The organism is Dorea sp. AF24-7LB, assembly GCF_003478575.1.
In the GTDB taxonomy this organism is placed as follows: domain Bacteria; phylum Bacillota; class Clostridia; order Lachnospirales; family Lachnospiraceae; genus Dorea_D; species Dorea_D hominis.
This window is the reverse complement of the sequence record NZ_QUFR01000001.1, coordinates 94470-117776: the sequence shown is the minus strand read 5'-3', so window position 1 is coordinate 117776 and position 23307 is coordinate 94470. Positions and strand designations below refer to the sequence as shown.

At 41.4% G+C, this 23307-nt stretch carries 22 protein-coding genes; 1 reads left to right on the top strand and 21 read right to left on the bottom strand.

The genetic code is table 11. The features are described from left to right. Positions 1 to 2: 2 nt before the first annotated feature. From DWY31_RS00545 to gpr, 13 genes are all read right to left on the bottom strand, one after another. Entirely contained in the window at positions 3 to 950 is a 948-nt protein-coding gene (locus DWY31_RS00545) for a DHH family phosphoesterase (RefSeq protein WP_117537296.1), read from the bottom strand. Then, the gene (gene rbfA / locus DWY31_RS00540; protein ID WP_021859999.1) at positions 940 to 1323 is read right to left on the bottom strand and encodes a 30S ribosome-binding factor RbfA; all 384 of its coding nucleotides are present in this window, start codon (positions 1321 to 1323) and stop codon (positions 940 to 942) included. The genes DWY31_RS00545 and rbfA overlap by 11 nt, the downstream gene beginning before the upstream one ends. A gap of 20 nt (positions 1324 to 1343) precedes the next feature. Then, complete coding sequence (gene infB, locus DWY31_RS00535) at positions 1344 to 4100, bottom strand: translation initiation factor IF-2 (RefSeq protein ID WP_118519261.1); 2757 nt, start codon at positions 4098 to 4100, stop codon at positions 1344 to 1346. Positions 4101 to 4124: 24 nt separating this feature from the next. Further along, positions 4125 to 4415, bottom strand: a complete 291-nt coding sequence (locus tag DWY31_RS00530) for a L7Ae/L30e/S12e/Gadd45 family ribosomal protein (RefSeq protein ID WP_186855643.1) — start codon at positions 4413 to 4415, stop codon at positions 4125 to 4127. 10 nt (positions 4416 to 4425) lie between these two features. Next, complete coding sequence (gene rnpM, locus DWY31_RS00525; protein ID WP_117537298.1) at positions 4426 to 4680, bottom strand: RNase P modulator RnpM; 255 nt, start codon at positions 4678 to 4680, stop codon at positions 4426 to 4428. Positions 4681 to 4712: 32 nt separating this feature from the next. After that, positions 4713 to 5909 (bottom strand): transcription termination factor NusA, encoded by a 1197-nt coding sequence (nusA, locus tag DWY31_RS00520; RefSeq protein WP_118519260.1) that lies wholly within the window; start codon positions 5907 to 5909, stop codon positions 4713 to 4715. 18 nt (positions 5910 to 5927) lie between these two features. Next, positions 5928 to 6395, bottom strand: coding sequence for a ribosome maturation factor RimP (gene rimP, locus DWY31_RS00515; protein ID WP_118519259.1), 468 nt, complete (start codon positions 6393 to 6395; stop codon positions 5928 to 5930). A 142-nt stretch (positions 6396 to 6537) separates the two neighbouring features. Then, positions 6538 to 6714, bottom strand: a complete 177-nt coding sequence (locus DWY31_RS13850) for a hypothetical protein (protein ID WP_158575473.1) — start codon at positions 6712 to 6714, stop codon at positions 6538 to 6540. Between the two features lie 262 nt (positions 6715 to 6976). Then, a complete protein-coding gene (nudC, locus tag DWY31_RS00510) occupies positions 6977 to 7858 on the bottom strand; it encodes an NAD(+) diphosphatase (protein WP_021860005.1) in 882 nt (293 codons plus the stop codon). Between the two features lie 16 nt (positions 7859 to 7874). After that, complete coding sequence (locus DWY31_RS00505) at positions 7875 to 10115, bottom strand: DNA gyrase/topoisomerase IV subunit A (RefSeq protein ID WP_021860006.1); 2241 nt, start codon at positions 10113 to 10115, stop codon at positions 7875 to 7877. A 12-nt stretch (positions 10116 to 10127) separates the two neighbouring features. Continuing rightward, the gene (locus DWY31_RS00500) at positions 10128 to 12050 is read right to left on the bottom strand and encodes a DNA gyrase/topoisomerase IV subunit B (protein ID WP_021860007.1); all 1923 of its coding nucleotides are present in this window, start codon (positions 12048 to 12050) and stop codon (positions 10128 to 10130) included. Positions 12051 to 12152: 102 nt separating this feature from the next. After that, on the bottom strand, positions 12153 to 13307 hold the full coding sequence (gene spoIIP / locus DWY31_RS00495; protein WP_243060338.1) for a stage II sporulation protein P: 1155 nt from the start codon (positions 13305 to 13307) through the stop codon (positions 12153 to 12155). A 97-nt stretch (positions 13308 to 13404) separates the two neighbouring features. Further along, positions 13405 to 14325 (bottom strand): GPR endopeptidase, encoded by a 921-nt coding sequence (gpr, locus tag DWY31_RS00490; RefSeq protein WP_118519258.1) that lies wholly within the window; start codon positions 14323 to 14325, stop codon positions 13405 to 13407. A gap of 194 nt (positions 14326 to 14519) precedes the next feature. Between gpr and rpsT the strand changes: the two genes are divergently transcribed. Continuing rightward, a complete protein-coding gene (gene rpsT / locus DWY31_RS00485) occupies positions 14520 to 14783 on the top strand; it encodes a 30S ribosomal protein S20 (protein ID WP_021860010.1) in 264 nt (87 codons plus the stop codon). Positions 14784 to 14905: 122 nt separating this feature from the next. Here the strand turns inward: rpsT and DWY31_RS00480 are convergent, their stop codons facing one another. The 8 genes from DWY31_RS00480 to DWY31_RS00445 form a co-directional block, all read right to left on the bottom strand. Further along, complete coding sequence (locus DWY31_RS00480; RefSeq protein ID WP_118519257.1) at positions 14906 to 15550, bottom strand: orotate phosphoribosyltransferase; 645 nt, start codon at positions 15548 to 15550, stop codon at positions 14906 to 14908. 124 nt (positions 15551 to 15674) lie between these two features. Continuing rightward, positions 15675 to 16694: a ketol-acid reductoisomerase gene (gene ilvC / locus DWY31_RS00475; protein WP_118519256.1), complete on the bottom strand. Its 1020-nt coding sequence runs from the start codon at positions 16692 to 16694 to the stop codon at positions 15675 to 15677. Between the two features lie 92 nt (positions 16695 to 16786). Continuing rightward, complete coding sequence (ilvN, locus tag DWY31_RS00470) at positions 16787 to 17317, bottom strand: acetolactate synthase small subunit (RefSeq protein ID WP_021860644.1); 531 nt, start codon at positions 17315 to 17317, stop codon at positions 16787 to 16789. Positions 17318 to 17455: 138 nt separating this feature from the next. Beyond that, positions 17456 to 18337, bottom strand: a complete 882-nt coding sequence (locus DWY31_RS00465; protein ID WP_118519255.1) for a radical SAM protein — start codon at positions 18335 to 18337, stop codon at positions 17456 to 17458. Positions 18338 to 18387: 50 nt separating this feature from the next. Then, positions 18388 to 19140 (bottom strand): ABC transporter ATP-binding protein, encoded by a 753-nt coding sequence (locus DWY31_RS00460; RefSeq protein ID WP_118519254.1) that lies wholly within the window; start codon positions 19138 to 19140, stop codon positions 18388 to 18390. Beyond that, positions 19137 to 21149 (bottom strand): ABC transporter permease, encoded by a 2013-nt coding sequence (locus DWY31_RS00455; protein ID WP_118519253.1) that lies wholly within the window; start codon positions 21147 to 21149, stop codon positions 19137 to 19139. Before DWY31_RS00455 ends, DWY31_RS00460 begins: the two co-directional genes overlap by 4 nt. 87 nt (positions 21150 to 21236) lie before the next feature. Further along, positions 21237 to 22541, bottom strand: coding sequence for a sensor histidine kinase (locus DWY31_RS00450; RefSeq protein WP_118519252.1), 1305 nt, complete (start codon positions 22539 to 22541; stop codon positions 21237 to 21239). Next, positions 22531 to 23304: a LytR/AlgR family response regulator transcription factor gene (locus DWY31_RS00445; RefSeq protein ID WP_118519251.1), complete on the bottom strand. Its 774-nt coding sequence runs from the start codon at positions 23302 to 23304 to the stop codon at positions 22531 to 22533. Before DWY31_RS00445 ends, DWY31_RS00450 begins: the two co-directional genes overlap by 11 nt. Positions 23305 to 23307: the final 3 nt, after the last annotated feature.

Sequence of the window (23307 nt, the reverse complement as noted above, 5' to 3'; positions counted from 1 at the left end):
AGTTACTCCTCAAGCTGCGCTACGATCTGTGCGGAGACATTGTTCAACACATCAAACGGCTGACCTGTCATTGTAAAGCCTGCCGCTTTTTTATGTCCGCCGCCGCCAAAATACTGTGCGATCTTGCTGACATCCACATCGTCATTCGAGCGGAGACTGACTTTGAATTCATTCAGCTTTAATTCATACATGAAAATCGCAACTTTTGTATCTTTTGTATTGCGCAACTGACTTACGATTCCTTCCAGATCTTTCGGTTTTACACCATAGAATTCCATCTCTTTCTGCCGCACATAAGTTGCAATGCACTGTCCATCCAGGAGAAGGATACTCTCTAAGAGTGCACGTCCTAAAATCTGGTTCTGGTTGTATGTTTTTTCATAAAATGTATCATGAATAATCTCCGGCGCATCGATTCCTTTTTCCATCAGTACTGCCGCCGCCCGCATCGTATCCGGTGAAGTGCAGGAATACTGGAATACACCGGTATCGTGTACGATTCCAAGATACAACGCTTCTGCCGTCTCTTTGCTGATACGCTTCTTATCCAGCAGTTCATACACCAGTTCCGATGTAGAACTTGCATCCGGCCGGATCACATTATCCATCGCAAAGCTTACATTGCTGATGTGATGATCCACACAGAATGTGTGTGCTGCCTGTTCAAAAAGCGGTGCTGAAAATCCAAGTCTTCCCTTATCTCCACAATCCAGGCAGATAAAGAGATCATAGACTTTATTCTCCGGGATTTCTGAACGGATTTCCTCTATTCCTTTCAGGAATTGAAAAGAATCTGGGATTTCTTCCAGATATACCGTCACTTTTTTATCTGGATAATTCTCAATGATATACTGACGCAGTCCCATACAGGAGCCTACACAGTCTCCGTCCGGCCTTACATGACCACCGATTGCGATTTCTTTTGCTCCGCTCAGTATCTTATTCAGCATCTTCGTCACCTTCTGTTTTCATTCCTTTTGTCACTTCATCGATCTTTTTGGACATATTTACACCATATTCGATCGACTGATCCAGAACAAATGTAATCTCCGGTGTGTTACGCATATTTAATGTATGCGCAAGCTCCCGGCGGATATAACCTTCTGCACTCTGCAAACCTTCCAGTGTATCTTTCTGTGCTTTTTCGTCACCGAGCACACTGATATAGGCTTTACAAGTCTTAAGATCCGGTGCGACTTCTGCCGCAACAACAGAAGTCCATGGAGCAACTCTCGGATCTTTGAGCCCGCCCCGGATAATACTACTTAATTCGCGCTGTACTTCTGTATTTACTCTTGTATTCTTAATGCTACGTTTTCTCAAATTGCTCTCCTCTTTTCTTCCTATCTAGGAATCTCAACCATCTTGAATGCTTCTACAAGATCGCCTTCTTTTACATCATTGAAGTTTGCAAATACGAAACCACACTCATAGCCTGCTCTGACTTCTTTCACGTCATCTTTGAAACGTTTAAGGGAAGCAAGTGCACCTTCAAATACGACGATGCCATCTCTTGTGATACGCACAGAACAGTCTCTTTCAAATGTTCCATCCAGTACATAAGATCCTGCGATCGTACCAACACCGGATGCTTTGAACAGCTGACGTACTTCTGCATGGCCTAGTACTTTTTCTTCAAATACCGGATCCAGAAGTCCTTTCATGGCTGCTTCCACATCTTCGATCGCATTGTAGATGACACGATACAGACGGATATCTACACCTTCACGGTCTGCGGTTTCTTTTGCTGTTGCATCCGGACGTACATTAAATCCTATGATGATCGCGTTAGATGCAGATGCAAGGCTTACATCAGATTCATTGACCGCACCAACACCGCCATGGATGATTTTTACAACAACTTCATCATTGGAAAGTTTCAGAAGACTCTGTTTGATTGCTTCTACAGATCCCTGTACGTCTGCTTTTACAACGATGTTTAATTCTTTTAAGTTACCTTCCTGAATCTGGTTGAACAGATCATCCAGAGACAGTTTTGATTTTGTTTCTTCCAGAAGTTTTACTTTGCTCTGTGAAATAAATGTCTCAGCAAAGTTTCTTGCTTCTTTATCATTTGCACATCCGACAAATACTTCTCCGGCATTCGGTACATCATTGAGTCCGAGAATCTCTACCGGCACAGATGGACCTGCTTCTTTGACGCGGCGTCCTTTGTCGTCCATCATTGCTCTGACTTTACCATGTGCAGATCCTGCTGCGATCGCATCTCCGACACGCAGTGTTCCTTTCTGTACAAGGACTGTTGAAACCGGACCTCTTCCTTTGTCGAGCTGTGCTTCTAGGACAAGTCCTCTTGCACGTCTGTTTGGATTTGCCTTTAATTCCATTACTTCTGCAGTCAGTACGATCATTTCCATCAGATCTTCCAGACCTTCTCCTGTCTTTGCAGATACCGGGACAAAAATTGTGCTTCCGCCCCAGTCTTCCGGAATCAGTTCATACTCTGTCATTTCCTGTTTTACTCGCTCGATATTAGCGCTTGGTTTATCGATCTTATTAACTGCAACGATGATCTCAACACCGGCTGCTTTCGCATGGTTGATTGCTTCTACTGTCTGCGGCATTACACCATCATCTGCTGCTACAACAAGGATTGCGATATCTGTAGAGCTTGCTCCACGCATACGCATTGCTGTAAACGCCTCATGTCCCGGTGTGTCAAGGAATGTGATCTTCTCACCTTTAACATCTACGACATAAGCACCGATATGCTGGGTGATTCCTCCGGCCTCGCCGCCTATTACATTCGTATGACGGATTGCATCCAGAAGAGAAGTTTTACCGTGGTCGACGTGTCCCATAACACATACAACCGGCGGACGTTTTTTCATCTTCTTCTCATCTTCTTCCTCTTCTTTTAAGAGTTCTTCGATAACATCCACAACTTCTTCTTTTTCACATAATACATCAAATTCCAGCGCGATCTCTTCTGCTGTATCATAATCGATCTCCTGGTTGACTGTTACAACTTTGCCCTGCATAAACAGCTTTTTAACAATCACAGAAGGGACAACTTTCATCTTGTCAGCAAGCTCTTTGATCGTCAGAACTTCCGGAATTACGATAGACTTAATCTCTTCTTCCTGTTTCTGCTCCTTCGGCTGTGGTTTCTGCATTGGCTTCTTGTTATTCTTTGGCATTCTTTCTTCTTCATCACGGCGATAATCTTTTTTCTTATGCTCATCCTTGCCTTTGCCCTTGTTACTTCTCTGCGGCTTCTGTGTCGGTGCCTCAGGTGCCGGAATTGAAGGTCCGTTATTTCTTCTGTCATTATTTCTTCCGCTGCGGTCGTTTCTTCTATCATTATTTCTTCCGCCACGGTCGTTTCTTCTGTCGTCATTTCTTCCGCCGCGGTCGTTTCTTCTGTCATCATTTCTTCCGCCGCGGTCATTTCTTCTGTCGTCGTTTCTTCTGTCATTATTTCTTCCGCCACGGTCATTTCTTCTGTCATCATTTCTTCCGTTGCGGTCGTTTCTTCTGTCATCATTTCTTCCGCCGCGGTCATTTCTGTTATCGTTACGACCGCTTCTATCACCGCGCTCTGATCTTGTTGTACGCTCAGAATTCGGTCTGTCGTTATTTACACGTTTCTCGTTATTCTTCACTACTTTTTCTTCTCTCTTTTCTTTATTCTCTTCCTTTATCTCCGTTTTCACTGCCTGTTTCTCTGCTGTCTTCACTTCTGCTGCTTTGGCTTTCTCTGCTGTTTTAACTCTCTCTTCTGTCTTCGGTGCTTCCGGTTTTACCGATCCTTTTGCCGGTCTTCCGTTGTTCACCTGCATCGGACGCCCCTGGGTCATGGTCTGCTTCGTCCCCTGACGTCTTCCATGCTTATTGCCATTCTGTGTATTCTGCGGCCGGAATACATGAACGATATTTTTCTTTTTCGGTGCTTCACCGGTTTCCCCCTCAGATTTCCGGTTCTTACTGAAATGTTCTTTTACCTGACCGGCAGCAGTCTCTTCCAGTGCACTCATGTGATTTTTCACTTCTATTTTTTTGCTCTCCAGGAACTCCAGTACATCCTTACTCTGTACATTCAGCTCCTTAGCTAATTCATATACTTTGATTTTTGCCATATATTAACTACCTCCTTTATGCAATTATTCTTCTTCCGTTTCCAGATGTCTGCGAATTCCCTTTGCAAGACCTTCATCCAGAATTGCAAGGGATGCACGAAATTCTTTTCCCATTGCATGCCCTAAGGTATCTTTATCTTTGTAAAAATAAATCGGTACCTGATAAAATTCACACATATTGCGGAATTTCTTCTTTGTATTCTCAGACGCATCTCCTGCTACGATCACAAGATATGCTCTTGCGGATTTTACTTCCTTTTCTGTACTGAACTCACCACTGGCAACTTTTCCGGCTTTTGTAGCAAGCCCGATCATTGACAATGCTTTACTGTGACTCAAGATGCTCCATCTCCTTTTCCAGCGACTCATACACTTCTTTCGGAATTGCCTGCTTAAAAGAACGCTCCAGTCCTTTGCTCTTAATTGCCTGTGACAGGCACTCTCTGTTCGGACAAATATACGCTCCTCTGCCATTCTTCTTGCCGGTTGCATCCAGAACAAATTCCTGTTCAGAAGTACGGATCACCCGGATCATCTCTTTTTTATTCTTCATTTCCCGGCATCCTACGCACTGACGCATAGGTATTTTTTTATTCGCGCTCAAACAATCACCTATTCTTCTGTTTCACTGATTTCTTCCGGTTTCTCAGTTTCTTCTACAAGATCCAGATCCATATCTACATCTGCGGTCTCTTCTTCTTCGTATCCGTCTTCCACTTCTTCTTCAAAGACACCTTCGCTCAGTTCCATATAGTTTTCCGGAAGTTCTCCTGATTCAATTGCCTGTGTTTCACTCTTAATATCAATTTTATAACCGGTCAGCCTTGCCGCCAGCCTTGCATTCTGTCCTTCTTTACCGATTGCAAGTGAGAGCTGGTAATCCGGCACGATCACGCTTGCGACCTTCTCATCCGGATCTGCCATTACGGAAATAACTTTCGCCGGGCTTAAAGCATTCTCGATCAGGATTGCCGGGTTGTCACTCCAGTTGATAATATCGATTTTCTCACCGCGGAGTTCATTTACGATTGCATTAACTCTTGCACCGTTCATTCCGACACAGGCTCCTACCGGATCAACATCCGGATCATTGGACCATACAGCAATCTTTGTTCTGCTTCCGGCTTCTCTTGCAATACTCTTGATCTCTACGATACCATCTTTTACTTCTGTTACTTCTGATTCAAAGAGACGTTTTACAAGTTCCGGATGTGTACGGGATACAAGGATCTTCGGTCCCTTCGTTGTATTCTTAACTTCTACGATATATAATTTGATTCTCTCTGTCGGTTTGAAAACTTCTCCTTTTACCTGTTCGTTCTCTGTCAGCATCGCATCTGCTTTACCAAGATTAATACTCACATTCTTGCCAACATAACGCTGTACGATACCTGTTACGATATCTTTTTCTTTCTCAAAGTACTGATCATATACAACTTTCCTCTCTTCTTCACGAATTTTCTGAAGAATCAGGTTCTTGGCATTCTGTGTTGCAATTCTTCCAAATGATTTGGATTCGATCGGTACATGTACGATATCTCCAATGTCATATTTACCATCCATCTTTCTTGCATCTTCCAGACTGATCTGTTCCAACGTATCTTCTACATCTTCCACAACTTCTTTCTCAGCATAGAGCTGGTAATCACAGGATTCACGATCCATGATCACTTTAATGTTATCAGCCTTGCCAAAATGACTCTTGCAGGCATTCAGCAGCGAATTTTCGATTGCATCTAACAGACTCTCTTTGCTGATATCCTTTTCTTTCTCTAAAATATTCAACGCTTCTAATAATTCTGTGTTCATGATTATCCTCCTCCTAAACTAAAAATCGAACGCCTGGCGAATCAGCGCTATCTCGCCTTTTTCAAATGTTTTCAATGTTTCATCATCAAGCTCAATTGTTACCGTGTCTGCATCGTATGCTTTCAGGATTCCGGTAAATTCTTTGCGCTTATCTATCATACGGTAAGTACGGATCTCAACTTCCTTATCCAGATTACGTTTGTAATCCTTCTCTTTCTTAAGCGGTCTTCCCAGTCCCGGAGAGCTGATCTCCATAATATAGCTGTCTTCAATATAATCTTTCTCATCCAGAATGTCTGACAGTCTGCGGCTTACTTTCTCACAGTCATCTACACTGATTCCGCCCGGTTTGTCAATGTAAGCACGTAAATACCAGTTGCTTCCTTCTTTCACGTATTCTACATCGACCAGTTCAAATCCATATTCTTCTACGATCGGTGTCAGATATTCTTCTGTCTTCTGTTCGTAAATTTCTCTTTTTGACAACGCTAAACTTCCTTTCTCTGATTTAAAGTAAGATACTGCAGCAACAAAGAAGAGTGAACTTTCGTCCACTCTTCTGTCATCGGGTTGCTTATGTTACTATATGTCAGTATAACACTGTTTCCTTTTAAAATCAAGGAATTATTTATATTTTGCCTATTTTATATACATAATTTGCACGCATATGTTTTTTCTGTCTCAACTTTACTGTTTTTATTTTCTTTTTCCCTTTTTCTTTCACAGTAATTTTCATATTTTTATAATAGGTTTCATAATAACTTCCTGTGGCTTCAACGTAATACCCGCAATTTTCACCAAGCATCCTGTCTCCGTTGATTGTCCGGAAATCCGATAACTGTACTTCACATTATAAATCCAGAAAACTTCAGGATGATCATAACTGAATGCATCTACTGCATTTTGTGCAATTTCTGAAATCTCTTCTTACAAATGTATAAAATCTTCATGCTCTTCCAGATTCTCCCAGGCGCTGTTCGAATCTAATTGGAATTTGTCCCGCCGGTGATAATAACATCACAGCCAGAGCAATAATAAGTATTCCTGCAATTCGTTTTTTCATTCTGCTATACTCTTCCTTCTTTAAATGCCATCATCATGTCATTTGTAAGGCTTAAATCTTCACGCTCTACCGGCATCTTCTCCCGGTCAAACCATTCTGCCATTGCCAGTTCTTCTCTGTCGAGATTAATTTCTTCCTCTCCATCCAGATCACAGAAGAATCCCATCAGCAGTGTATCGGAGAAAGACCATGGCTGACTTTTGTAATAACGAATATTTTTAACCTTCAGGCCTACTTCTTCCATGACTTCTCTTGATACGGTTTCCTCTATCGATTCTCCGATTTCGTTAAATCCTGCAAGCAGTGCATAATTTTTATAACTTCTGCCTGTGTATTTGGACATCAGGATTCTGTCTCCATGAGTCACACCGATGATCACAGCCGGGCAGATTTTGGGAAATTCCATCAATCCGCACTTCGGACATTTTAGCATTCTCTCTTTTCCATCTGCTTTCATACGCGTTCCGCAATAACCGCAGAAACGTCTCGTATCATACCAGCGCTGTAACTGCCATCCGGTAATCGCTGCAAACGCCTGATATTTTGGCTTTGCACTGCGGAAATATTCTACAGCCTTCCACACATATCCGGCTACTTGCAGGCGTTCCACACTCACAGATGTATTCACATCATCTACAACTTCCATCTTATCTGTCGTCTTATGATTCAGAAGATAGTACACTTTTTCATCAATCGTGAACAGATAAATAAGTTTCTCCCCGGCAGTCTCTGACGCTTTGCAGATCTCTGCGACTTTCGGAAATGCAATCTCTCCTTCTGTCACAAGCACTGCTCTTCCATCATAGTAAAGCACATAATCCTCTGCTTCCGGTTTCTGTGGTCTGTATGTATTATCATACTGATGTGGTGCAATTTCCTGTATCATTTGTCCATCCCCTTATTTATGCCCTTGTCTTTGTTCCTGTTCCGTCACGTTTTGCCATTTTCAGTCGATTTAATGTCACTTCTTTTTCTTTGTACATGACCTTTGTCTCGGTTCCTTCTTCAAACAGATAAACATGTTCCAGCTCGTCTTCTTTCCGGAGTTTGATTCCACGCACACCAATTGCGCCTTTCTTCTTCTCCGAAACTTCATCTGCCGCAAAACGCAGAAAATATCCATCTTTTGTCTGTAAGACGACCTGCTGGTTATCGGTGATCACCTGAATGCTTACTACTGCATCATCTGCCTGTAATTTCGTAGCTGCGATCGTACGCTTTGCCACCTGGAATTCCTGTCCGTCTACCTTTTTGATCATGCCCTGTTTCGTTGCAAATAATAATTTTGCATAACGGGTTTGTTCTGCATCACAGATATAGACAATTTCCTCTGCGGTGCTATCATAATTACTTACATTGTCGATTGGCAGACCTTTGTCACGGAATTTTCCGTGCGGCAGATCTAACACTTTAATCTGATGCATCTTACCTCCTGCTGTAAATACACACAGTTTTCCGGTATTCATCGCATGCAGGACATATTTATTCTCACTGTCCGCCGCTTCTTTATTTCTCTCATATGTTGCGGCATCTACCGTTCTGGCATAACCGAAACGATCCATCAGGAAGACAACTTCCTGTTCTTCGATCTTATTCTCTTCAAAGACAGCCTCTTCTGCATTTTCAATAACAGTCCGTCTCTTTCTGCCGAATTCTTTCTTAATCTGATCTAAATCTTCCATGATCACTGCTGCCATGGAATCATAATTATTTAGAATATCTTCGTATTTTGCAATATTTGCAAGTGTCGTCTCATGCTCTTTCATAAGCGCTGCGATTTCCAGACCAATCAGCTTATAGAGCCGCATCTCCAGAATGGCATTTGCCTGACGTTCTGTAAAACGGAGCATTGCCGCCATTTTTCTGGAAATATTAGATTTAAACTTAATATTTTCCGTAATTCCTTTTGTCAGACATGCTCTGGCGTCTTTTACAGACTGGCTCCCACGCAGGATCTCAATGATCAGGTCAATGACGTCACATGCCTTGATAAGACCCTCCTGGATCTCTTTTTTATCCTGCTCTTTCGCAAGCAGATTTTTATATTTTCTCGTTGTCAGCTCAAACTGAAAATCTACATGATGCTCAATGATCCTTTTGAGTCCCATCGTCTCCGGACGCCCATTTGCAACAGCAAGCATATTTACGCCAAAGGTATCTTCCAGACGTGTTTTCTTATATAACATGTTTGTCAGATTGGTTACATCTGCACCTTTTTTCAGTTCAATAACAATCCGGATTCCTTCCTTAGATGACTGATTGGAAATATCTACAATATCACTTGTCTTCTTTGTCTCTACAAGATTGCAGACATCGTTTAAGAATTTTCCAATTCCGGCTCCGATCATCGTATATGGAATCTCGGAAATGACAAGACGTTTCTTGCCACCCTTCATCTCTTCGACATCCACTTTTCCACGAAGTTTGATCTTGCCGGTTCCACTTTCATAAATACTCACAAGATCGTCTTTATTTACAACGATTCCTCCTGTCGGAAAATCCGGTCCTTTGATATATTTCATCAGCTGTCTCGTACTGATATCATCATTTTTCATATATGCTTTGACAGCATCTACAACCTCGGCAAGATTGTGTGTTGGGATACTGGTTGCCATCCCGACCGCGATACCTTCCGCACCGTTTACAAGAAGGTTCGGGATACGGACCGGCAGAACTTCCGGCTCTTTCTCTGTCTCATCAAAATTCGGCACGAAATCAATGACATCTTTATCCAGGTCAGCCAGATACACTTCCTGCGTAATCTTCGCAAGCCTTGCTTCTGTATAACGCATGGCGGCCGCTCCGTCTCCTTCGATGGAGCCAAAATTTCCATGTCCGTCTACAAGTATCATTCCTTTTTTAAAATCCTGTGCCATCACGACAAGTGCATCATAAATCGAGCTGTCACCGTGCGGATGATATTTACCCATCGTATCCCCAACGATACGGGCGCATTTCCGGTATGGCTTGTCATAGCGGATACCCAGTTCGTGCATATCGTAAAGCGTACGTCTCTGTACCGGCTTTAATCCGTCACGTGCATCCGGCAGCGCTCTGGCAACAATAACACTCATCGCATAGTCAATATATGATTTTTTCATCACTTCCGAATACTCGGTTCTTATGATCTGTGAATCCTGCATCTTTCTTCTCCTTTATACGTCCAGTTCTGCCTCTGCAGCATTTTCATAAATAAATTCTCTTCGCGGCGGTACTTCCGTTCCCATCAACATCTCTGTCACTGCAGAAGCCATTCTCGCATCTTCAATCTCAACTCTTTTTAAAATACGGGTTTCCGGATTCAGTGTTGTCTCCCAGAGCTGCTCTGCATCCATCTCGCCCAGACCTTTGTACCGCTGCAATGTAAACGGACCTTCGTGTGTCTTTCGGTAACACTCCAGCGCTTTGTCATCGTATAGATATTCTTCTTCGCCTTTTTTCGGCATCGCTTTATAAAGTGGCGGCATCGCAATGTAGACATGTCCTTCATCGATCAGCTCTTTCATAAAACGATAGAACAATGTAAGAAGCAGTGTCGAAATGTGTGCACCATCCACGTCCGCATCTGCCATGATAATGATCTTATCATAACGGAGTTTGCTGATATCAAAATCATTTCCATAACCTTCCGAAAAGCCACAGCCGAATGCATTGATCATCGTCTTGATCTCCGCATTTGCAAGCACCTTGTCGATCGTTGCTTTTTCTACATTCAAGATCTTACCACGGATCGGCAGGATTGCCTGATACATACGGTCACGCGCTGTTTTTGCAGATCCTCCGGCGGAATCTCCCTCGACAATAAAAATCTCACATTTTGATGCATCACGGCTTTCACAGTTTGCAAGCTTTCCGTTGCTGTCAAAGGAATATTTCTGCTTTGTCAGAAGATTGGTCTTCGCTTTTTCTTCTGTCTTGCGGATTTTTGCCGCTTTCTCTGCACAGCCGATCACTTTCTTAAGCGTTTCCAGATTACGATCAAAATAACGCACGATTTCATCGCCGGTCACCTTACTTGTCGCTTTTGCCGCATCCGGGTTATCCAGTTTTGTCTTCGTCTGTCCTTCAAAGCGGGGATCCGGATGTTTGATGGATACGATCGCAGTCATTCCATTTCGGATATCTGCTCCGGTAAAGTTCGCATCTTTATCTTTCAGAATTCCAAGTTCTCTTGCATATTGGTTGATCACGGTCGTAAATGTCGTTTTAAATCCGGTCAGATGCATTCCGCCTTCACTGTTGTAAATATTATTACAGAAGCCAAGAATATTTTCATGGAACTCATTGACATACTGGAATGCCACTTCCACTTCAATTCCGTCCGCAGTTCCTTTAAAATAAACCGGCTCATGGATCTTCTCTTTCTTTCCATTCAAATCCTGGATAAATCCGATGATTCCTTCCGGTTCGTGGTAGGTGATCTTCTCTTTTTTTCCGTCTCTTAAGTCTTCAAAAACGATCGTCAGCTCTGGATTCAGATATGCCGTTTCATGCATACGGCTTTTTACATCTTCAGCCTTGAATCTTGTTTTCTCAAAAATCGTTCCATCCGGCAGGAAATTTACTTTTGTTCCGGTTTTTCTTGTTTTTCCAAGTTTTGGAAGAAGACCATCTACCAGCTCTACGACCGGATTTCCCTTTTCATATCTGTCATGGTGGATATAGCCGTCACGGCTGATCTCCACATCCATATATACGGACAGTGCATTTACAACAGAAGAACCTACACCGTGCAGACCTCCGCTTGTCTTATATGCCGAGTCATCGAACTTACCACCGGCATGAAGCGTTGTATAGACAAGACGCTCTGCCGGCACACCTTTGGCATGCATATCGACCGGCACACCACGTCCATTATCTGCAATCGTGGCAGAACCGTCTTTTTCCAGTGTGACATGGATCTCGCTGCAGTATCCTGCCAGATGTTCATCTACCGCATTATCTACAATCTCATAGATCAGATGGTTCAGACCTTTTGTAGATACGCTTCCGATATACATTCCCGGTCTTTTTCTTACCGCTTCCAGACCTTCTAATACTGAAATACTCTCCGCATCATATGTGTTTTTCTTCGCCATTCCTTCTATATCCTCTCTCTTTTTTCCACATGTTTCCGTTTTTTCTATACTTTTCCATACTTTGTATATATTAGCATAAAATCCGGCACGAAGTAAATACTTTTATGGATCCACCACCGCATCTAAAAGGTCTGCGAGGACTTTCATCGATCTTTGCATTTCTTTTACCGTATTCGTCTGTGCACCTGCCTCGATCAGCAGATATTTGGGCATCAGATGCATATTATAGCGATAACTTTTCAGATAAATCCTTCTTGCGAAACCAGGGTATTTTTTTGCGGCAGCAAGCTGCATCTGCATGGAAAATGCAAGATTATCCTGTATGTATGGATTCTTAAGATAAGCAATATCTCCATTCTTCTTCGTCCGGCTTAGTCCATTAAAGAACATGATCTGTCCGGTTTTCTTTCCATCTATGGATGTCACCAGATGTGTGTTGTTTCCGACACCGTCTCTGTGCAGATCGATCACAACTTCAATCGACGGATATTTTTTCAAGATTTTCCTCACCTTTACTTCTGCAAGCTGGTATGCACGGCTACGATCCATTTTCCCGCCAATCAGATCATACACTCCTTCGTGGTGCATTGCCGGGATCCGATAAGTATCATTTAACTCTTTCGTCAGAATATCTCCCATACCGACAATCGATGTTTTTTTATCTCCCGCTTTGGAATCTTTAAATGCCTCCTGGGAATGGGTATGATAAATTAGAATCTTCGGTTTGCTTCCGTCTTTTCTGATCTTCATATTCTTTTTCAGAAGTTTTCCGGCATCCAGCTCCTTTGCATCCGTCTTTGTTGTCTGATCTACGGTATAAAAATGGCTGCGCAGATATGCATAATTTTTCAGCTTCTTTTCGGATATCTTTGCAGTCTGTGTTTTTTCTGTTTTCTCTTTGTTGCTTTTTACAGTTCCGTCCTCCAGCACTTCATTTTCATCTTCTGCCTGTTTCTTTAAAATCAGACGGTAAGTATCTTCATCCTCAACCGCCAGCGTCTTTTCTTCTTCCCCATTTGCCATATATCCGATTGGAAATAATAGCTCCATCTGATTGATAAGCCATTTTTCAAAGGATTCTTTTCCTGTTTCTTCTATATACATAAGTTCCGGCATATGCAGCTTCCAGGCACATTTTAAAATTTCCCGGTTCACATATTCTCTTCCTTGATATGGATACTTTGTTTTTCTGGCAAGCATAGTTCCTGCCCATGCAGCGGCAAGCAGGCATACTGCCATCAGAGCCATTACTGCCATGCTTTTTCGCTGCCTCTTTCTGGAAGTTCTTCTGCACCAATTTTTCATCTCTTCTCTTTTCTCATATCTTTTCTTAACACTATATGATGTGCAATTTTTAAATATGTGCCTGTCCGGCGGCAAGAGCATTTAACGCTTCCGAGATTGTATAGCTTGTCCGCTCCATCGTTTCATCGATATCTTTCGGTGTGACAAACATCCCATACAGATACGGCGGAATCAGATGTTCTTTATTTTCTCTCATTCCTTCGTCCCGGCATTTTGCAACATATTCTTCGATTGAATCACCTACAATCGTCGCGGCATCAACAACAGTCGGGACACCAATGGCGATTACCGGGACCCCCACCGTCTCCTCTGTGATCGCGTTTCTGTGATTTCCAACGCCGGAGCCCGGCGCGATTCCGGTATCTGCAATCTGGATTGTCCGGTTCAGCCTTCTCACACTTCTTGCAGCAAGCGCATCGATCGCAATTACAAAATCCGGTTCTGTCTCTTCCACAATTCCCCGCACGATCTCTACTGTCTCCATCCCGGTCTGTCCCATGACACCCGGTACAACTGCACTTACGAGCCGGTCCGCCTCCCCGTCAAGTGCATATTTTCCATATTCTTTCACCAGATGTCTTGTAATATCCAGATGCTCAACAACAAGCGGTCCCAGTGCGTCTGGCGTGACATTCCGGTTACCCAGTCCAATGATCAGAATACTCTGTCCATCTTCCTTCTCTGGCAGGCACCTCTCAAGTACTTCCATTAATTTCCCTGAAATCTCTCTGTGATAGCTCTCATCTGCTTCTGCCATTTTCGGTGCTTCCAGCGTGATATAATTTCCTACTGGTTTTCCCATCACTGCAGCACCGTTTTCTGTCTCAATCCGTACTGTCGTCACACGCACTTCACACATGTCATCATAGGTTTCTTCCACAGCAACTCCAGGAATCTCAATCTGATCCGAGACAAATCGTTCTCTCTGCTCCAGCGCAAGATCCGTCCGCACATTGTATCGATCCATCATTTTTGTTTCCGCCTTTCTTCTACATTTTTTCACCTGTATTTCCTAGTTTTTACAAATAATTGATAAATATGTATTGACAGAAAAGCTTTCGTGACATAAAATAAGTTCGTATGTTTCGTTAGAACGTCCGTGTCCGGATCTAACGAACTGGAAAATCGACAACAGATCGAAATATTTAATCGGAGGTGGACAGATTGGCTAACATCAAATCTGCAAAGAAAAGAATTTTAGTAAACGAAACAAAGGCTGCTAGAAATAAAGCAATCAAATCTAAAGTTAAAACTTATGTAAAGAAAGTTGAGACTGCAGTAGCAAAGAAAGATGCTGAAACAGCTAAAGCTGCTTTAAAAGATGCCATTGTTGAAATCAACAAAGCTGGAAGCAAAGGTGTTTATCACAAAAATACATGCTCCAGAAAGATTTCCCGTTTAACAAAAGCTGTTAACGGAATTGCTTAATTATAGAATGACATATTAAAAAAACAGCCATACCGTCATGTGGCTGTTTTTTTGTTGCTGTTTTCTCCGTCAGGAACTGTCAGCGACAGTTCCGCCGAGGTTGTTTTTAATGAATATAACTTCTATTCTAACTTAGAATATCCAAAGCTGTTCACGAGCGCTTCTACCCTCTCGCCCTTCTGACACATTGGACAATTCAGCGAATCATAAGCATGATATGCCGGTACGTCTGCACTTGTGAAGATTGTCTTAATCTCCATTCCAGCAACTTTTGTAACAGCACTGAAGATCGAACATACTCCACATACAGTTCCACCATAATAAAGAACAGACTCAATGGCACGCATGATTGTCTTTCCGGTTGTAACAGATGCAGCAAGGAGCAATACCTGTTGATTCCTAATCATACGTAGTTTGTTATCACGGAACATGATCTGTCCCTGCATATTGTACTCCGGTGTGATCACAGAAATATTATTTCCCGCACTCAGAGACATCTGGCTCGAATCCGCAAGATGCTCTGCCATAAATGTTCCGATCACTTCTGTCTCATCCAGACATACAATCGTATCGATCGTTGCATTCGTCATATATGCATTGGCTAATTCCTTCGCTGTCTCTTTTGCATTGTTATGACGAGTCTTGACTGTTGACATATCGATATATGTGTTCAGATGCGAGTTACTCGTCGCAAAATGTCCTTTCATAATTTTAATACGTGCTTTTGGATTTCTGGTGGATCTTAAGTCTTCTAATCTGCTATCCATGATGCTCACCACTCCTTTCTAAATCTATATCCAGATTACCACGAAAAAAGGACGGCGTAAAGATGAACTTTACACCGTCCGACATTTCTTTTACAGTCAGATTTTAAACGCTTCGACTTACTGATTAATTGTTGATCAGTTTGTCTTCTCCGTTCCAGCTGTACAGTTTTCTGATCTCTTCTCCGACTTTCTCTGATGGATGCTCGGAAGCAAGTTTTCTCATTGCTTTGAAGTGTACCTGACGTCCTGCTGGTGACATATCTACTAAGAATTCTTTTGCAAATGTTCCGTCCTGGATGTCTGTCAGGATCTGTTTCATAGCTTTCTTTGTATCTTCTGTGATGATCTTCGGTCCTGTAATGTAATCACCATACTCAGCTGTGTTAGAGATAGAATATCTCATTCCTGCGAAACCGCTCTGGTAGATCAGGTCTACGATCAGTTTCATCTCGTGAATACACTCGAAATAAGCATTTCTCGGATCATATCCAGCTTCGCAAAGTGTCTCGAAACCAGCCTGCATAAGTGCACAAACACCACCGCAAAGTACTGCCTGCTCACCAAAGAGGTCTGTCTCTGTCTCTGTTCTGTATGTAGTCTCAAGAAGACCAGCTCTTGCCCCACCAATTGCAAGACCATAAGCAAGTGCACGATCCCATGCTTTTCCTGTAGCATCCTGCTCTACAGCGATCAGACAAGGAGTTCCTTTACCAGCCTGATACTCACTTCTTACAGTATGTCCCGGTGCTTTTGGTGCGATCATTGTTACATCGACATTCTTCGGTGGTTTGATACATCCAAAGTGAATGTTGAAACCATGAGCGAACATTAACATGTTACCTTCCTCAAGGTTTGGCTCGATGTCTTTTTTGTACATATCAGCCTGTAACTCATCGTTGATCAGGACCATGATGATATCAGCCTGTTTTGCTGCTTCTGCTGCTGTGTATACTTTGAATCCCTGAGCTTCAGCTTTTGCCCATGATTTACTTCCTTCATAAAGTCCTACGATAACATCACATCCTGACTCTTTTAAGTTCAGTGCATGTGCATGTCCCTGGCTACCATAACCGATGATAGCGATCTTCTGTCCGTCTAATACAGATAAATTACAATCTTCCTGATAAAAAATTCTTGCTGCCATTTTAACATTCCTCCTAAATAATATAATAAATTTTTATTGTGTTATAAATATATCATTAAACGAAAGTATCTTTCGTTTAATACCATAAAGTATCACTCCTGTGTGAGTGTCTCTACATTGCCGTCCTGGTCGATGAGTGTTACATCTTTCATGCCACGGTTCAGACCTGTAATTCCGGTTCTTGCAAGTTCCAGAATATCATACCCTCCCAGAAGATTTAAGAAAGCATCCAGCTTGGACTGTGTACCGGTAAGCTCAACCATCAGGGAATCCTTCTCCACATCAACGATCTTCGCACGGAAAATATCGGCTACTGAGATGATCTCTGAACGCTCCGACTTGTTTGCCTTTACCTTAACCATAATCAGTTCACGGTAAACGGAATCTGACGGCTCCAAAACCTTAATCTCAATAATGTCTTCCAGCTTTCTGACCTGCTTTTCAATCTGGGATAAAATCAGTTCATCACCACTTGATACGATTGTTATCCTTGTAAACCTTGGATCAGCGGTAACGCCTGCTGTAATGCTGTCAATACTGTATCCCCTTCTACTGAACAATCCTGAAATCCGACTTAAAACTCCTGGATTGTTGTCAACTAATAATGAAAAAACTCTCTGCATGACTGCACCTCTCTTTCGTTATATTTAAAAAACAGAGTGCGTTCTGTTTTTATATAATAGCAATACCCGTCACTTTTGTCAAGCATATACGAATATCTTTTTTGTTTTCTTTTTTATTTCTCTTTTATTTACCTGCTCCTACGACCACGATTCCGAAATATAAGCGATTACTTCTTCCTTTTTCTCCTGCCTGATAATCTCATCCGCAACCTTTTTTATCATCTTTTCTTTGTCTTTTTTTAAGTTCCCGCGCACACGGAATTCAATAAAATCATGAAACCCGTCATAAGCAAGATCCATTGGTTCCAACTCTTCCAGCAACAGCTTTTCTTCTTTCAGATTCTCCAATTCTGTTGCGGGTTTGAAATTGCCGTTCCGAATCTCCTGATATAACGGTGCATCTGTATGTAAAAACATAGAGAAATTAATCACTCTTTCCGGCTTTGTCTCATTTAAGAATGCCGCTAATGCCCTGGCATTTTCCATGCCTTTTCCATGTCCGGCAACTCCTGTCATAATATGTGCGTCAAATGCAATACCTGCGTCCTGTATTCTTGCAATTGCCTTTCCAGCCTGAGAAATCGTATGATCTTTTTTCATAAAAGCAAGCACCTCTTCCAGACCACTCTCAATGCCCAGATACAGATGCTCCACTCCAAAACTATGTAATTGTTCCAACTCTTCCGGTGACTTTGCAAGGATTCCTGTAACGGTTGCATCCATGCGTACAGATGGCCCTTCCGGAAAATATTTTCTGACAAGCTTAAGGATCTCTGCCAGTTCTTCCGTCGGGAGATCAAATGCATTGCCATCGCCTAAAAATACGGCTTTGGGCTTTCCTCCGGCTTCTTTCACACGGATCAGATCATGTTCTACCTGGGCAAGTGGAAGTTTACGGAATTTTAAATGTTTGAATAATGTGCAAAACCTGCACCGGTTATAAGAACATCCTACCATCACCGGCAGCATATAAGATGAACGCTCCATCGGTGCGCGGCAGATCTGACCTTCGTATTCCATATGCATCCCTCTCTTTCTTTTGTGGATGCATTCTATTATATCATGTTTTTCTATAAATCTGCCATCTTTCCGAGAATCCTGAAATAAAATCTTTCCTGTTCTTTAACTCTTTTCATTTCTTCCAGGATCTTTCCATCTTTCAAAAGGAGAATCCTGTCACAGTAGCTTGCCATTTTCGGATCATGTGTCACCATAATAATCGTTTTTTTATACTCCGTATGAATCCGGTTTAATGTGTCAATAACAAGTTGTCCGGAATGGGAATCGAGATTTCCCGTCGGCTCATCTGCCAGTATCAGTTCCGGATCGTTGATCAGTGCCCTGCAGATTGCCACTCTCTGACGTTCTCCACCGGATAATTCATATGGATTTTTCTGAAGCAGTTTTCCAATTTCAAATTGTTCTGCCAGATTGTTTGCTTTTTTTTGCATCTCTTTCACCGGACTTTTCTTCAGAATCATTGGGAGCATAATATTTTCTTCCACAGACAGGCTGTCCATCAAATAAAAGTCCTGAAATACAAATCCAATCTTCTGATTCCTTATTTCTGCCAGTTTATCACCATATAGCGAATCCGTATCTTCTCCCGCAAACTGTATTTTTCCATTTGTCGGCTTATCAATCATACCCAGATTTTTTAAAAGTGTTGTTTTTCCACAACCGGATTTTCCCATAATTCCGACAAATTCACCCTGCTCTGCCTGAAACGAAATTCCTTTTAACACTTTTACATCTTCTTCACTTTCTTTCCATGTCGATTTTCTGTAATTCTTAATAAGATTTTCTACTTTTATAACGCTCATCTTCTATTTCCTTCCTCCACTCTCTTTGCAACCCATTTTTTTAATAGTTCAAGCATGACTTCTGTAAGCAATATATATCCTGCTGACAGACAGCCCCAGTAGATCCAGACTTCTCTTCCATGTACAACGCCAAGGTAAGATTCCCGTATTTTTTCCATCTCTACATAACCGGCAGAGAGCAATAACACAGCAGCCGTCGTAATTTCCGGAAGAAGTTTTACTTCCCAGGCAAGCGTTCTTTTCTTCATTTTCTTAGTAATCCCCATACATGACAGGAATTCATAACGTTTCCTGTAATCCGGCAGTTCAGATGCCGTCTTTACAAATAACGCAAAATTTCCACTTACAAGCAATGCAAGAAAAAAGAACGCTTTATTTGATAATTGAAAGAGCAAGCTTTTTTCCAGCTCTGTTACAAACGTTGCAGTTACATAAAGTGTTTTCTGTACTTCATCTGTTAGTCCATAGTCCTGATTTCCATATTTATTTACATATTTCTGTAATTCTTTCGTTCCCTGTTTTTCTGTACGATTCGGAAATGAAAATAAATATAACAGATCCGGTTCTTCTTTTTCTTTTTTTAATTTCTCATGCCATTTATTAAAATAATTTTCAGAAAATACTACAACATTCTCTGCCTCTACACCGATCCTGTATTTTCCGAACCAGTTTCCTGCTTCGATTCTTTTCATTCTGTACAGATGATCCCAGTCTTTACTTGCAATCGGATGATTGGACTCCGGACTGACATATTCATCTTTTTCCTTATCAAAGCTGCCAGGCATCAGCCATGTGTATCCTTTGCGTCCATAATCCATCGCTCCCATGATTACTTTTTTCCCATTGTAGGTTTTGTATTCATTTTGAATATATACAATCTCTTTATTCTTAAGATGAACCTGTTTTCCGGATAACTGCTCATATGTTTTCTCTGAAATTCCAACCAATTCAACACTATAACCACTCACCCGGATCATTGGAAATTTTTTTACACTTCCTTCGTATTCCTTTACACACTGATTTACAAAGTTTTGATTTTCTCCTGTATCTTTTCCCATCCATACTGCATCGTACGGAAAATATTTTTCCTGCCCTGAAATTGGAAGAATCTCTGCAATCTGTACACCACAATAACCAACCGCTGCAAACTGTACGGTAAATATCATTAAGAAAAACAACATATTACTTTGATATCGGCTGTACAATCCATTTAATCCGAGAAGATGTTTCAGATAAAATTTTCTTCTTTTATGTAGTATCTCTAGCAAGATCCCTCCACCAAATAAAACTACAAAAAATGTTCCAAAATTCAAAAATAAATGAGAAAACAGATATCCATAATCCAATGAATATCTGGCATAGATCCAATATCCTGCCGCTATAAGCAAAACTCCTGCTACTGTAAATACCAGCCACTTTCTGCTCTGTGGTTTTTTCTCTTTCTTCTTTCCATCATTCATCAGATCCTGCAGTCCATGATTATCTGCCCACACAAGCAGGGAAAATGCTACCGCAAGGAATACTGCCACGCTTAATTTACATGTATCCATATAGACAGAGACTGTAATCGGAACACGACGTATATATTCCGAAAAAAAATAATGCCATGCTTTCAAAACACCTCCAAGCATAAGCCGTCCTGCAAGCATTCCGGCAAATAAAGTTCCCAGGCAGCCTGAAAAATACTCAAAAAGAATCATTCCATACATTTTACGCCGCTTCATTCCAAGTACATAAAACAACTGATACTCTCTGAGTCTTAACCGCATAAATTTCTGCATAGAATATGTCATAATCGCCACACTGAAAATGCAGACCAGAATACATGCAAACATAATATCCTGTATCGTTCCAAAATCTGCAGATGCATCCTTCATAATTACTTTCGATACAGAATACAAGCCTAAAAACACAAAAAATTCTGCGACTCCTATAATGTTCCCTGTAAAATAGACAAAATAATTTTTCCAACTGCTTTTGAAATTTTTTAAAATAATCTGATATAACAAAAAACCACCTCCATCAGTTACTTATCCTTTTCTAAGAATAAGCACACTGACAGAAGTGGGCAATACCCTCGCCATAAACGGTATTTTTCAGGACATGAAAAAGGAAACCTGTACTTCGAATCTGTCCTTTGTGACCAGATATCTGATTGTTCCTTCATATTTTTCAACAATGCGTTCTACACTTATAAGACCGTAGCCATGGAATTTTTGATTCTCTTTCTGGGAAATCCATCTTTTCCCTTCCCTCACCGGCTGTTTTTCCATACTGTTAGCAATGTTTATAAAAAGCATATTTCCCGGATTCTGTATTTCTGTTTTTATCCATTTTTCTCCTTTTTCAACTTTTTCACTTGCTTCCAACGCATTATCCAGCAGATTGCCAAATAAAATACAGATTTCATTTTCTTCCAATACGAATTTTTCAAGTGAACAGGCGGTTATCTTCCATACAATTTTCTTTTTTTCTGCCATATGCATCTTCAGATTCAGCAGAAGATCCAGTGGCTGACAAGTCGTCCATGGATAGAACTTCACAGATTCATACTCCGGTGTAATCTTATCCAGATAACTCCGAAGTTCTTTCCAGTCCTGCCTCTTCTCATATTCTTTTAATAAGAGCAGATGATTTTTCATATCATGATTGATTCTCCGGTTCTCTTCCAGTGCTTCTTTCAGATTTGCATAATTATTTTCCATCATCGTATTTTGAAATTCAATCATCTGATTCTCTCTTTGCAGGCTTTCATAGCGGAAAATAAATTTACTGAACTGCCATAACAGCCAGATCAGCAGGAGCGCTATTACATTTGCAGTCACAATATTCTGAAAATACCATTTGGTTCCTTCACCCATCAACATCAACTGATAGATCAGAATTACAATATGTAAACCTGCTCCAAATGTTACAATCAGTCCTTTATATTCCTCTGCGATTCTCTTTATGGTTTTCTTTTTGCAAATAAAACAGACATAACCAAGAAATATTACACCCGCGATCAGGCAGCTTACTGTTTTTGGCAGCATGTCCAATTTCCACATCTTGGATGGATTCTGGCTTGTTCCCTGCATCAGAACTGCCCATGATGCAATAAATACTTCCAAAAAACTTAAACCACCATAGCAAACAGCAGGTACTCCAAATGCAAATGCGTACGCCTCTGTGCCAAGTGCAACACAGATAAAGCCGCACAGTGTGAGTAAGAACACTGTCAGATACATTCCAATCGGATACTCTTTACCTGCCACAAGTAAAACCACAGTTCCCACACTTCCGGCATATATAAATCTGTCTGCTTTTCTTCCTGCCGTTGCCGGCATTCCCTGTTTCATCAGATATGCAGACATCAGTGCCTCCAGAACCGCAAGTATAATAATAATGCTTCTATATCCCATGATACCTTTTCTTCCTCTCCCAGTACTGTCTGACACATTCTTTTAATTCCATCAGATGCCTTCTTGCAATTCTTACTCTCACACCGCCGGAAAGTTCAAGTTCCATTCCGTGTATCTGTATGACTTTCTCTATATTGACAAGGCAGCTACGGTCTGCATATACAAAATCTCTGTGCTGTAATTCCTCCCACAACGTTTTCATATTGATCTGTTCTCTGTAAACCTTATCCTGTGTGTAATACTCTACATATTTCTTTCCTTTTGCTTTCTGAATATAAAGAATATCTCCATATCGGATTTTCTGCATACCTTCTATCGTTTCAAGCACGCGGTATGAGTCTTCTTCCTCTCTCCGCTGCTGCAATATATTTCTTAAAACTTCTGGTATCCGAACTTTCATCTCTTCTTTCAGAATATACTGATATGCATCCAAACGGTAACTTTCAATCGCAAACTCTTCATGTGATGTAATAAAAATGAGGGGAATTGCTTCCCCCTTTTCCTGTGCATGTTTCTTGTTCAGCCACTTTCCGAGTTCAATTCCATTCATCGTATCCATCTCGATATCAGAAAATACGGCAAGATATTTTTCATCCTTTTTCACAGATTCTAGAAATTCTTCTGCCATACAAAACAACCGCACATTAATCTTATCTGTCATATTCTTTTGTTTCAGCGTCTCTGTTACATATCTTCCGATAACCTTTAACATCTGCACTTCATCATCTATGACTGCTATACATTTCTTTTCTGTTTTTCTCATAAA